The following is a 12,482-nucleotide window of genomic DNA, read 5'->3' on the forward strand; positions in this document are numbered from 1 at the left end:
ATATAAATTAGAATATGCAATCATTAATAGGAACAGGCGTTGCACTTGTAACACCATTTAAAAAAGATTTCTCAATTGATTTTGAAGCTTTACAGCGAATCGTTAATTTTTCGATTGACGGAGGAGTTGAGTATCTTGTAGTAATGGGTACAACAGCAGAAAATGCTACCCTTACACAAGCAGAAAAAGAACAGGTTATTAATGCAGTAATTGATATTAATAAAGGAAGATTGCCTTTGGTACTTGGTGTTGGAGGTAACAATACAATGCAGGTTGTGGAAGAATTGAAAACAAGAGATTTTTCTGCTTTTGAAGCTATTCTTTCTGTTTCACCCTATTATAATAAACCAACGCAGGAAGGCATTTATCAGCATTTTAAGGCTGTAGCCGAAGCATCTCCAATTCCGGTAATTTTATATAACGTACCAGGAAGAACGGCAAGTAACATTCTGCCATCAACAGTAATTCGCCTTGCAAAAGATTTTGACAATGTTGTAGCGATAAAAGAAGCTGCCGGAGATATGGCACAAGCGATGCAACTGATAAAAAATGCACCAAAAGATTTCCTTGTAATTTCCGGAGATGATATGATCGCTTTGCCGATTGTTTTAGCGGGCGGAGCAGGCGTAATTTCAGTAATCGGGCAAGGTTTTCCGAAAGAATTTTCAGAAATGATTCGTTTAGGTCTGAATAAAAAAGTAAATGAGGCGTTTAAAACACAATACTTTTTATCAGATTGTATTGATATGATTTTCGAACAGGGAAATCCTGCCGGAATCAAACAAGTGTTTGAAGCCCTTGGTATTGCTGAGAATACAGTTCGTTTGCCACTGGTTTCTGTCGATGATTCGTTGGCAAACAGATTAAACGAATTTGTAAAACACAGCATCAAAGTAGAGCAGGATTAAGGGTATTTTAATATACCAAAAAATATTTTGTAGTAGCTAAATTAATAACTAAATTTGCCACCGGAACTTCGGTGTGATTTTGCTTTGGCACAATTGTCTAAGAAATCATAATAAAAGTAAGAAAATGAAAAAAATAGTATCTCTATTAATTGTTGTTGTCCTTTTTTGTTCTTGTAGTGATTACCAGAAAGCATTAAAAAATGAAGATGTTGCGGCAAAGTTTGAAATAGCAACAAAAATGTATGAGGCAGGTAAATACAATAAAGCAATTCGCCTTTTTGAGCAATTAGCACCTACATATAGAGGTAAACCTCAGGCAGAAAAACTATTTTATATGTTTTCTCAGTCTTATTATAAAACAAAACAATATTATTTAGCTGGTTATCAGTTTGAAAGTTTTGTTTCTGGTTATCCACGAAGCGAAAAAGTTCAGGAAGCAGCATTTTTGGGAGCTTACAGCTATTCAAAATTATCTCCTGTTTACAGTTTAGACCAGACAGATACAGTTAAAGCTTTAGAGAAATTACAAGCTTTTATTGATAATTATCCAAATTCAGAATATCTGCCTCAGGCAAATGCCGCGGTTCAGGTTTTGAATGGTAAATTAGAGAAAAAAGCATATGAAAATGCAAAAGGATACAATACGATTTCAGATTATAAATCGGCATTAATTGCTTTTGATAATTTTATCGCTGATTTTCCCGGAACACCTTTTAAAGAAGATGCATTGTTTTACAAATACGATTCAGCATATCAATTGGCAATAAACAGTGTACCTTCAAAAATGCAGGAACGTTTAAATGTTGCTAAAGTAGCTTACAATAACTTGATTAAGTTTAACAGCGCTACAAAATACAAAAAACAGGCAGACGAAATGAATGCCAGAGTTGAAACTGATTTACAAAAATTTACTAAATAAAATAAAGTCATGGATTTAAAAAAGACGAATGCTCCTGTAAATACAATAACATACAATAAAACAGTTATTGAAGAGCCAACAGGAAATGTGTATGAGGCAATTACCATTATGGCTAAAAGAGCAAACCAAATTAATTCTGAAATTAAAAAAGAATTAACTGAGAAATTAGAAGAATTTGCTACTTATAATGACAGTCTTGAAGAAGTTTTTGAAAATAAAGAACAAATTGAAGTTTCTAAATTTTACGAAAAATTACCAAAACCACATGCGTTAGCTGTTCAGGAATGGCTAGACGGTAAAACTTACCACAGAAGTTCAAACAAATAATACAGTATAATGTCAGTTTTAAACGGAAAAAAAATTTTACTGGGAGTTTCTGGTGGAATTGCAGCGTATAAAACAGCCACATTAGTACGACTCTTTATAAAAGCAGGTGCACATGTCCAGGTGATCATGACACCTGCTTCTAAGGATTTTGTAACTCCACTTACGTTATCTACGTTATCAAAAAATCCTGTACATTCTACTTTCTTTAATGAAGATGATCAAGATGCAGTCTGGAACAATCACGTTGAATTAGGTCTTTGGGCCGATTTAATGATAATTGCTCCTGCAACAGCAAATACGTTGTCTAAAATGGCAACAGGAAACTGTGATAATCTTTTAATTGCTACTTATTTATCGGCTAAATGTCCTGTTTATTTTGCTCCGGCAATGGATCTGGATATGTACAAACATCCGTCAACAATTTCAAGTTTTAATGCTTTAAAACAATTTGGAAACGTAATGATTCCTGCAGAAAACGGGGAATTAGCAAGCGGTTTATCCGGCGAAGGACGAATGGCAGAACCGGAAAATATTATAGCTTTTCTTGAAGCAGATTTAGAAAGTAAATTGCCATTAAAAGGAAAAAAAATACTAATTACTGCCGGACCTACATACGAAGCAATAGATCCTGTACGTTTTATAGGGAATCATTCTTCGGGAAAAATGGGGTTTGACATTGCAAATACTGCAGCTAATTTAGGTGCAGATGTTATTTTAATTTCGGGGCCAACACATTATAAAGTTAAAAATACTTCTATAGAATTGGTAAATGTAATTTCAGCACAGGAAATGTACGATGCATGTCATGCCTATTTTAATGATGTAGATGTTGCGATCGCTGCGGCTGCTGTTGCTGATTATAAACCGAAAACAGTTGCTGTTCAGAAAATTAAAAAAGCAGCCAGTGAATTTTCTATTGAACTCGAAAAAACTAAAGATATTTTACAATCAATGGGTGCAATTAAAAAAAATCAGTTTTTAATTGGATTTGCTTTAGAGACCGAAAATGAAATTGAAAATGCTAAGCTGAAAATTCAGAAAAAAAACTTAGATTTGATAGTTCTTAATTCTTTACAGGATGAAGGGGCAGGTTTTAAAAAAGAAACCAATAAAGTTACTTTTATTGATAAAAATTTTAAAATTGAGCCAATGGAATTAAAAGCAAAAGAATCTGTTGCTGAAGATATTTTAAATAAAGTAATTTCACATTTTTCTTAAATACCACAGATTTTTTAATCAAAAAAAGGAATAAAAATAGCTAAGTCGTATTGCGATAAAAGCAAATATTATATTTGTATGAACAATAAAATAGTTACTCTTTTGGTATTTTTAATATTTGGCTTTGCACAGGCACAACAGCTAAATTGTACTGTAACTATAAATACAGAAAGACTCCCAAACCCGAATCAGCAGGTTTTTAAAACACTTCAGACTTCATTGTCTGAATTTGTAAATAAAACAGACTGGACAGGATCGGTTTTGAAACAAAATGAGCGAATCAATTGTTCGATGTATATTACACTTTCGTCAAATAGTTCAGATCAATTTTCGGGTACAATTCAGGTACAATCTTCAAGATTAATTTATAACTCGACTTATTCTTCGCCGGTTTTTAATTTTAATGATAAAGATTTTAACTTCAATTACACGGAATATCAACCTTTATTGTTTAATCCAACAACTTTTGAGTCAAATTTAGTTTCTGTGATTTCTTTTTACAGTTATATAATTTTAGGATTAGACGCAGATACTTTCCAGATGGGTGCCGGAAGTCCGTATTTTGAAACAGCTCAAAATATAGCAAACGTAGCACAACAAGGCGGTTCGAAAGGATGGAGCCAGTCTGACGGGCTTCAAAATCGTTATTATTTAATAAGTGATTTGGTGTCACCAACTTACAGTGATTTACGCCAGACTCTGTTTTTATATCATACTGGATTGGATAATATGACTGTAGATTTAAAAGCATCAAAAGAAAAAGTCAAATCATCAATTGCATTAATAGGGAAATTAAACTCAGTTAAACCAAACGCTTTTTTGACACGGGTATTTTTTGATGCAAAATCAGATGAAATTGTTTCTATTTTCTCCGGCGGACCAAGTATTCCGGTTACAGATTTAACGGATGTTTTGAATAAAGTTTCGCCTTTGAATTCTACTAAATGGTCTCAAATTAAATTTTAATTGATTTTTCAATTTTAACTTTCTTCATTAATTTTATTTTTACATATTTATCTTATGATAACTTCGCTGTCGATTAAAAACTATGCCCTGATTGAAAAATTGTCTATTGATTTTTCAAAAGGTTTTTCTATCATTACAGGTGAAACAGGTGCTGGTAAATCCATTATTTTAGGAGCATTAGGATTGGTTTTAGGAAAAAGAGCTGATTTGACTTCATTAAAAAATAAAGAAGAAAAATGTGTAATTGAAGCCCAATTTGAAATTTCAAAATACAATCTAAAAGAGTTTTTTCAGGCAAATGATCTTGATTATGAAGATGATACTATAATAAGACGTGAGATTTTACCTTCTGGAAAATCACGCGCCTTCATTAATGACAGTCCCGTAAATCTTCAGGAATTGCAGGATTTAAGTTTGTTTTTGATTGATATACATTCGCAGCAGCAAACTCAGGAATTGTCAGATGAAAGTGTTCAGTTTAAAATAATTGATGCCATCGCTAATAATTTTGATACCATTTCGGCTTATCAAAAATTATTAAAAACATACAAATCAGATAAATCGAAATTAAACGCTTTACTAAAAAAACAAAGTGATTCCGGAAAAGAACAGGAGTACAATACTTTTTTATTAAACGAATTGATTGCGGCCAAATTAAAATCAGGAGAACAGGAAGAACTGGAATCTGATTTTGAAAAGCTTAATAATGTTGAAATTATTAAGGAATCAATCGATAAATCATTGGTACTTGCAAATGAAGAGCAATTTGGCGTTTTTCATAATTTAAATGAAATCAAAGCTTCTTTACAGAAAATTGCTCCGTTTTCATCTGAATATCAAAATTTATTTGAAAGAATTACGAGTGTTGCGATTGAATTTGATGATGTTTCGAGAGAATTGCAAAATGCTTCTGAAAAATTATTGAATGATCCTGAAAAATTAGAATTGACCAATCAAAAATTACAGTTGATTTATAATTTACAGAAAAAACATCAGGTAACTTCTGTAGATGAATTAATTGAAATTCAGTCAAATCTTGAAAATGCGGTTCTTGAATTGGGTAATATCGAAGAAGAAATAGCGGCTTTATCAAAATCAATTGAAGAAAAGGTAATTGAGTTAGATGCTTTTTCAGCAACGATTCATCAAAACAGAGTAAACGCTATTCCGGTTTTATCAAATCAGTTAATTTCGATTTTAGAGACTTTGGGAATGCCAAATGTTCGTTTTAAAATGGAACTTTTGCCATCAGAAACCTATTTTCAAAACGGAAAAGACGAATTACAGTTTTTGTTCTCGGCTAACAAAGGAACAGATTTTGGTTTATTGAAAAAAGTAGCGTCAGGCGGAGAGATGTCACGTATAATGTTGGCTGTTAAAGCAATTTTGGCACAATATTCAAAATTGCCAACTTTGATTTTTGATGAGATTGATACCGGAGTTTCGGGCGAAATTGCCATTAGAATGGGAGAAATCATGAAAGAAATGAGCGCTAAAATGCAGATATTTGCCATTACACATTTACCTCAGATTGCAGCAAAAGGCGATTCGCATTTTAAAGTTTTCAAATCTACCGTTGCTGATGATACACAATCTGAATTGAAACTTTTAGCGCCGGACGAACGTATTATAGAAATAGCACAAATGCTTTCAGGAGCTAATATTTCTGATTCGGCATTAAATCACGCAAAAGAATTATTAAATTAAGATAATTTATGGAAAGTTTAAGTTTCTACGAAAATCAATTTATTAAAGCAGATTCACTAATATCTGAAGGAAATATTGCCGACGGAAAAGAAATGCTTGAAGAAATACTGTCTCAATATCCTGATTTTGGAAAAGCCCACAATCATTTAGGATGGATTTACTACAACAAGTTAAGTAATTATGATAAAGGAATTTATCATTATAAACTGGCTATGAAATTTGAGCCAAAATATCCTGCTCCTTATTTGAATTATACTTATTTGTTAATCGATATTGGTCGATATGCAGAAGCAAAAGAGCACATTGATTTTACATTTAACAATCTTGAAAATGTAGATCATTCATCTTTCAACAGCGAATTAGGAAGAATGGCAGAGTATGAAAATCAGTATACTGCGGCTTATAACTATTACAAATTGGCTAAGAAAAATGCTTTAAACCCAAATTTTATTGACAATATGAACGCCAACATGAAAAGGGTTAAGGATAAAATGTCTATTTTTGAAAAATTAAAACTGAAATTGAATTAATACAATAAATAATTACAAGATGATTATAGAACCTAGAATGCGAGGATTTATTTGTTTGACTGCACACCCAAAAGGAAGCGAGCAAAACGTAAAAAATCAAATAGAATATATAAAATCAAAAGGTCCAATTGACGGAGCAAAAAAAGTACTGGTTATTGGTGCTTCAACAGGTTTCGGATTGGCTTCAAGAATTACAAGTGCTTTCGGGTCTGATGCAGCTACAATTGGAGTATTTTTTGAAAAACCGCCGGTTGAAGGAAAAACTGCTTCTCCGGGCTGGTATAATTCAGCAGCTTTTGAGAATGAAGCTCATAAAGCAGGTTTGTATGCAAAAAGTATCAACGGAGATGCATTTTCAAACGAAATAAAAAGACAAACCTTAGATTTAATAAAAGCAGATTTAGGACAAGTTGATCTTGTAATTTATAGTTTGGCTTCGCCAGTTCGTGTGCATCCGGTTACAGGAGTTACGCATCGTTCTGTTCTAAAACCAATCGGACAAACATTTACAAACAAAACAGTAGATTTTCATACAGGAAATGTGACTGAAGTTTCAATAGCTCCTGCAAATGAGGAAGATATTGAAAACACAGTTGCCGTAATGGGCGGTGAAGACTGGGCAATGTGGATGGATGCTTTAAAAGCTGAAAATTTATTAGCTGAAGGAGCTGTAACAGTTGCTTATTCTTATATCGGACCATCATTGACAGAAGCTGTGTACCGTAAAGGAACAATTGGTCGTGCAAAAGACCATTTGGAAGCTACTGCATTTTCTATCACAGACAGTTTGAAATCAATAGGAGGAAAGGCGTATGTTTCTGTAAACAAAGCGTTGGTTACACAAGCAAGTTCTGCAATTCCTGTTATTCCATTATATATCTCTCTTTTATATAAAATTATGAAAGAAGAAGGAATTCACGAAGGATGTATCGAACAGATTCAACGTTTATTTAAAGACAGATTATATTCAGGATCAGAAGTTCCTGTAGATGATAAAGGAAGAATCAGAATCGACGATTGGGAAATGCGTGATGATGTTCAGGCAAAAGTGGCAAAACTTTGGTTAGAAGCAACTACTGAAACTTTACCTCAAATTGGTGATTTAGCAGGATATAGAAACGATTTCCTAAATTTATTTGGATTTGAATTTGCTGGTGTTGATTATAAAGCCGAAGCAAATGAAGTTGTTGATATTGAAAGTATAAAATAAGTACAAATTAGTACTACAAATAAAAACCATTCGTTGCTGCGAATGGTTTTTTTGTTAATATAACATATCTTTGCTGAAATATTGAAATTTAAAACAATTGCTACTTTAATAACGCCTTTTCCACTATGATTTTTTCTCTAATTATACCCGTGTATAATCGTCCGGATGAAGTTGATGAACTTTTAGAAAGCTTAACAAAATCTGATTATAATGAAGCTTTTGAAATTGTTCTGATAGAAGATGGTTCTTCAATTCCTTGTAAAGATGTTGTGATGACGTATCAGGGAAAACTAAACATTTCTTATTATTTTAAAGAGAATTCAGGACCGGGAGATTCGAGAAATTTTGGAATGCAAAAAGCCAGAGGTGATTACTTTATCATTTTTGACTCAGATTGTATAATCCCGCCAAATTACTTAACAGAAGTTAGAAAAGAGCTGAATAAAAGTTATGTAGATTGTTTTGGTGGTCCTGATAAAGCATTAGCCAGTTTTTCGAACATTCAAAAAGCGATTAATTTTGCAATGACATCGTTTCTTACAACTGGAGGAATTCGTGGCGGATCAGAAAAAATCAATAAGTTTCAGCCTCGCAGTTTTAATATGGGAATTTCGAAAAAGGCTTTTGAAGCTTCAAAAGGTTTTGGTAATATTCATCCTGGCGAAGATCCTGATTTATCTATTCGTTTATGGAATTTAGGTTTTGAAACCAGACTGTTTCCTGAGGCTTTTGTCTATCATAAACGCAGAATTGACTGGGAAAAATTTGCCATTCAGGTAAATAAATTTGGTAAGGCAAGACCAATATTAAATAGTTGGTATCCAGAACATAATAAGCTTACTTTCTTCTTTCCAACCGTGTTTATATTAGGATTATTATTAGCTTTTTTACTATTAATATTCAATATAGATATTTTATTACAATTATATTTCGTATATTTCGTTATAATTTTTCTTACAGCAAGCATTCAGAATAGAAGTATTAAAATTGGATATTTATCTATTATTGCGGTTTGGAAACAATTTTACGGTTACGGAATAGGCTTTTTAGAATCTTTCATAAAAATCATCATTTTAAAGAAAAAACCACAAGAAGCTTTTCCTCGTATGTTTTTTAAAGTATAGTATGACAAAAGTTATTGGTTTGACAGGCGGAATAGGGAGTGGAAAAACAACCATCGCCAATTATTTTCAGGAAATGGGTGTACCCGTATATATTGCAGATGACGGTGCAAAAAGAGTAATGCAATCTGAAAATATTGTTAAACAAATAAAAACTTTATTTGGTGAAAACCTTTTTGAAAACAATATTTTAAATCGTGCTAAACTTGCTGAAATTGTCTTTAATGATAAAGATAAATTAGCGCAATTAAACGGAATAGTACATCCGGCTGTAAAAAAGGATTTTGAGGAATGGTTATTGCAGCATAAAAACAATGCCTACGTCATTTATGAAGCTGCTATTTTATTTGAAAGCGGAAGATATAAAGAATGTGATGTTGTAATAACAGTAACAGCTCCAAAAGAAGTAAGAATTGAAAGAGTTTTAAAACGCGATAATACCACCCGGGAGCACGTTTTAAGCCGAATGGAGATGCAGTGGAATGATGAAAAACGAATTTCTGGAAGCAATTTTGTAATTAATAACGATAATCTTAAAAATGCTAAGGAAGAAGTTGTTAAAATTCTTAAAATTTTAGATATAAAACAAAATCAGTCTTAAATGTTAATATTTGGTTAATGTATTATTTAGTATATTGTTAAAATATTAATTTTGTTTCGATGAATAAATTATTTTTTAGAATACTTGTTTTATTGATGAGTTTGTCCTTAATAGGGATAATTCTTGTTCAGGTATTTTGGTTCAATTCTTCGTTTAAAAACAATGATGAACAATTTAAATACCACGTTACCCAAGTAATTGGGAATGTTGCTGATAAACTTGAACAGCAGGAAGAATATAGTTTTTATGACAAATACAACCGCATAAAAGACAGTACAGGCAAAATTCCAAAAAAGGAAGATTTACTGGAAGTTTTGTATGTGCAAAGAAATACAAAAACTAATAAAACAATAGTTTATTCTAATACCCTTACATCAGAAGACTATGATATAAGCGGATCGCTTTTTAATAAAAAGTTCAGCAGCGAAAGATTTAAAAATTTTAGCTCAAAAAGAGTAACTGAAATTTATAACAACAATAACAATATCGATAACAATACTTTAGGACAAAGTATTATACCGGATTTAAAGATTGAAAAATCTGGAAGTTTAGATATTTTAAATAAAGTTCAGCAACAGATACAATATAAAGATATTGCTTCGTTAACTCCAATTGAAGGCAGAATTACAAAAGACAAGTTACAAAAACTGTTAAAAAAAGAATTAGAAGAATACGGTGTTAAAACCAAATTCGAGTTTGGAGTGCTCAATAGCGGTATAGCTACAAAAATAAAATCTGATGGCTTTCATTATGACAAAGATGCCAGTTATCATATACCAATATATACTGATAATGAAGGAAATAGTAAATATGAATTATTCATAACATTTCCACACAAAAAGAAATTTTTATTATCAGAATTATTAAGTATAACCATATTATCAATCGTTTTTACACTGATTATAATAGTAGCCTATACAAGTGCATTGAACCAATTATTGCGTCAAAAGCATATTTCTGAAATCAAAACAGATTTTATAAATAATATGACGCATGAGTTTAAAACTCCAATTGCAACCATAAATTTAGCACTCGATGCGATAAGAAATCCAAAAATTATTGAAGATAAAGAAAAAGTATATCGATATCTTCAAATGATTAGGGATGAGAATAAAAGAATGCACGCTCAGGTAGAAAATGTACTTCGTATTTCTAAACTGGAAAAAAGAGAACTTGATATTACAAAGGAACCAACTGCAATTCATGATATAATTGATGACGCAATTGAGCACGTAAATCTAATTCTGGAAGACAGACACGGTACAGTTGTAAAACACTTAAATGCTGCCAGAACAACTTGTTTAGTAAATGAAGTTCATTTTACAAATGTTTTGGTTAATATTTTAGAAAATGCAATAAAATATTCTCCTGATGTTCCTGAAATTGAAATTTTTACAGAAAATATTAAAGATATGATTCTGATAAAAGTTAAAGATAACGGACTTGGTATGAGTAAGATAGCTCAAAAAAGAGTTTTTGAGAAATTTTACAGAGAGCATACCGGAGATTTACATAATGTAAAAGGCCACGGTTTAGGTCTGGCTTATGTAAAAAGAATAGTTGAGGATCACAATGGTCAAGTATATGTTGAAAGCGAAAAAGGAAAAGGTAGCACCTTTATAATAAAAATACCATTAATAAATTAAAATATGGAAAATAATAACAAAAGAATACTTTTAGTAGAAGATGACCTTAATTTTGGGGCAGTTCTTAAAGATTATCTAATGTTAAATGACTTTGAAGTTACTTTAGCTAAAAACGGTATGGAAGGTTTCGAGAAATTCAAGAAAGATGTATATGATTTATGTATTCTTGACGTAATGATGCCTTATAAAGATGGTTACACTTTGGCAAAAGAGATTAGAGAGAAAAATAGCGAAGTGCCAATTATATTTTTAACAGCAAAATCTATGAAAGAAGATGTGTTAAAAGGATATAAAGCCGGTGCTGATGATTACTTAAACAAACCTTTTGACTCAGAAGTTTTGTTAATGAAAATCAAGGCTATTATTCAAAGAAAATCGGCTGATACTAAAGCAGAGCAAGTACAGTTTGAATTTAATATTGGTAAATTCCACTTAAATTCTAAACTTAGATTCTTAACTTTTGAAAACGAAGAGCCAATAAAATTATCTCCAAAAGAAAACGAATTGCTTAAAATGTTAATTCTTCATGAAAATGATTTAATGCCAAGAGAATTAGCTTTAACAAAAATCTGGAGAGATGATAACTACTTTACTTCAAGAAGTATGGACGTTTACATTGCTAAACTTAGAAAATATCTAAAATCTGATGAAGATGTTGAAATCCTTAACATTCACGGAGAAGGTTTCAGATTAGTTGTTAAAAGCAAAGTAACTGAATAACAAAAAAGCCACCTAAAAAACATACAAGCCCTGAGAAATCAGGGTTTTTTTGTGGTTTATTTTTGAGAAATTAATTATGCCCAATCTTGTCATTTCGAGGAACGAGAAATGACAAGAGGCCGAAAAATAGAATTTTGATTTTTTTTTGATATTTATTTTTGAGATTAAAATAATTTGAAGCTATTTCCTGCTATCCGCTTGTATCTTTTCCTGGCTAAAGGAGCCAGAAAAAGGATACCGCTTCTATCAGGGCTAGTGATTTAGTATTCAGGTAGATAACTTGTGAAATTCAGTTCACAAAAAGGTATGGGATATTTTTAATCCAAATTTTCTTTAAATTAAATTTGGAAATTCAAAAAAGTATTCACAATATTTGCACACGAAAAAAATAATAACCCTTTAAAAACGAAGAAAATGTTTGTATTTACATCATCATCTCAAAGCTTCACACCAAACGGATTTGGTGCAGCGCTTCTTCGTGGCTTATTTCAATCTTAGAAATTCATTTTTAGATATATAAAAAAGCCCGAAGACATTTAGTTTCGGGCTTTTTTTATTCTAGACACTTCAAATTTTCCCGAAAGACAGTTTAATATTTACCCAAAGGTA

Annotated in this window: 12 protein-coding genes; all 12 read left to right on the plus strand. The window is 31.6% G+C overall.

The features are described 5' to 3' along the window. Positions 1–14: 14 nt before the first annotated feature. Positions 15–908 (plus strand): 4-hydroxy-tetrahydrodipicolinate synthase, encoded by an 894-nt coding sequence (gene dapA / locus AC3QL1_RS13400; protein ID WP_492492053.1) that lies wholly within the window; start codon positions 15–17, stop codon positions 906–908. Between the two features lie 124 nt (positions 909–1,032). Then, positions 1,033–1,827, plus strand: a complete 795-nt coding sequence (locus AC3QL1_RS13405) for an outer membrane protein assembly factor BamD (protein ID WP_492492054.1) — start codon at positions 1,033–1,035, stop codon at positions 1,825–1,827. A gap of 9 nt (positions 1,828–1,836) precedes the next feature. Beyond that, complete coding sequence (locus tag AC3QL1_RS13410) at positions 1,837–2,154, plus strand: DNA-directed RNA polymerase subunit omega (RefSeq protein ID WP_008463064.1); 318 nt, start codon at positions 1,837–1,839, stop codon at positions 2,152–2,154. Positions 2,155–2,163: 9 nt separating this feature from the next. After that, positions 2,164–3,372, plus strand: a complete 1,209-nt coding sequence (coaBC, locus tag AC3QL1_RS13415; RefSeq protein ID WP_492492056.1) for a bifunctional phosphopantothenoylcysteine decarboxylase/phosphopantothenate--cysteine ligase CoaBC — start codon at positions 2,164–2,166, stop codon at positions 3,370–3,372. A gap of 78 nt (positions 3,373–3,450) precedes the next feature. Further along, the gene (gene porD, locus AC3QL1_RS13420) at positions 3,451–4,338 is read left to right on the plus strand and encodes a type IX secretion system protein PorD (protein WP_492492057.1); all 888 of its coding nucleotides are present in this window, start codon (positions 3,451–3,453) and stop codon (positions 4,336–4,338) included. A 54-nt stretch (positions 4,339–4,392) separates the two neighbouring features. Next, positions 4,393–6,045, plus strand: coding sequence for a DNA repair protein RecN (gene recN / locus AC3QL1_RS13425; RefSeq protein WP_492492058.1), 1,653 nt, complete (start codon positions 4,393–4,395; stop codon positions 6,043–6,045). Positions 6,046–6,053: 8 nt separating this feature from the next. Further along, complete coding sequence (locus AC3QL1_RS13430; protein WP_492492060.1) at positions 6,054–6,575, plus strand: hypothetical protein; 522 nt, start codon at positions 6,054–6,056, stop codon at positions 6,573–6,575. Between the two features lie 19 nt (positions 6,576–6,594). Further along, a complete protein-coding gene (gene fabV / locus AC3QL1_RS13435) occupies positions 6,595–7,785 on the plus strand; it encodes an enoyl-ACP reductase FabV (protein ID WP_492492061.1) in 1,191 nt (396 codons plus the stop codon). Positions 7,786–7,910: 125 nt separating this feature from the next. Beyond that, the gene (locus AC3QL1_RS13440; protein WP_492492063.1) at positions 7,911–8,909 is read left to right on the plus strand and encodes a glycosyltransferase family 2 protein; all 999 of its coding nucleotides are present in this window, start codon (positions 7,911–7,913) and stop codon (positions 8,907–8,909) included. Between the two features lies 1 nt (position 8,910). Continuing rightward, positions 8,911–9,507: a dephospho-CoA kinase gene (coaE, locus tag AC3QL1_RS13445; protein ID WP_492492065.1), complete on the plus strand. Its 597-nt coding sequence runs from the start codon at positions 8,911–8,913 to the stop codon at positions 9,505–9,507. A 59-nt stretch (positions 9,508–9,566) separates the two neighbouring features. Beyond that, positions 9,567–11,153 (plus strand): sensor histidine kinase, encoded by a 1,587-nt coding sequence (locus AC3QL1_RS13450; RefSeq protein ID WP_492492067.1) that lies wholly within the window; start codon positions 9,567–9,569, stop codon positions 11,151–11,153. Positions 11,154–11,156: 3 nt separating this feature from the next. After that, positions 11,157–11,873 (plus strand): response regulator transcription factor, encoded by a 717-nt coding sequence (locus AC3QL1_RS13455; protein ID WP_029269611.1) that lies wholly within the window; start codon positions 11,157–11,159, stop codon positions 11,871–11,873. The last annotated feature ends 609 nt before the right edge of the window (positions 11,874–12,482 follow it).

This window comes from Flavobacterium sp. GW823-FHT04A11, assembly GCF_058796535.1.

Bases quoted from the DNA above. Each gene is read 5' to 3' on its own strand.
- dapA (WP_492492053.1), top strand. From the start codon at position 15: ATGCAATCATTAATAGGAACAGGCGTTGCACTTGTAACACCATTTAAA.
- AC3QL1_RS13405 (WP_492492054.1), top strand. From the start codon at position 1,033: ATGAAAAAAATAGTATCTCTATTAATTGTTGTTGTCCTTTTTTGTTCT.
- AC3QL1_RS13410 (WP_008463064.1), top strand. From the start codon at position 1,837: ATGGATTTAAAAAAGACGAATGCTCCTGTAAATACAATAACATACAAT.
- coaBC (WP_492492056.1), top strand. From the start codon at position 2,164: ATGTCAGTTTTAAACGGAAAAAAAATTTTACTGGGAGTTTCTGGTGGA.
- porD (WP_492492057.1), top strand. From the start codon at position 3,451: ATGAACAATAAAATAGTTACTCTTTTGGTATTTTTAATATTTGGCTTT.
- recN (WP_492492058.1), top strand. From the start codon at position 4,393: ATGATAACTTCGCTGTCGATTAAAAACTATGCCCTGATTGAAAAATTG.
- AC3QL1_RS13430 (WP_492492060.1), top strand. From the start codon at position 6,054: ATGGAAAGTTTAAGTTTCTACGAAAATCAATTTATTAAAGCAGATTCA.
- fabV (WP_492492061.1), top strand. From the start codon at position 6,595: ATGATTATAGAACCTAGAATGCGAGGATTTATTTGTTTGACTGCACAC.
- AC3QL1_RS13440 (WP_492492063.1), top strand. From the start codon at position 7,911: ATGATTTTTTCTCTAATTATACCCGTGTATAATCGTCCGGATGAAGTT.
- coaE (WP_492492065.1), top strand. From the start codon at position 8,911: ATGACAAAAGTTATTGGTTTGACAGGCGGAATAGGGAGTGGAAAAACA.
- AC3QL1_RS13450 (WP_492492067.1), top strand. From the start codon at position 9,567: ATGAATAAATTATTTTTTAGAATACTTGTTTTATTGATGAGTTTGTCC.
- AC3QL1_RS13455 (WP_029269611.1), top strand. From the start codon at position 11,157: ATGGAAAATAATAACAAAAGAATACTTTTAGTAGAAGATGACCTTAAT.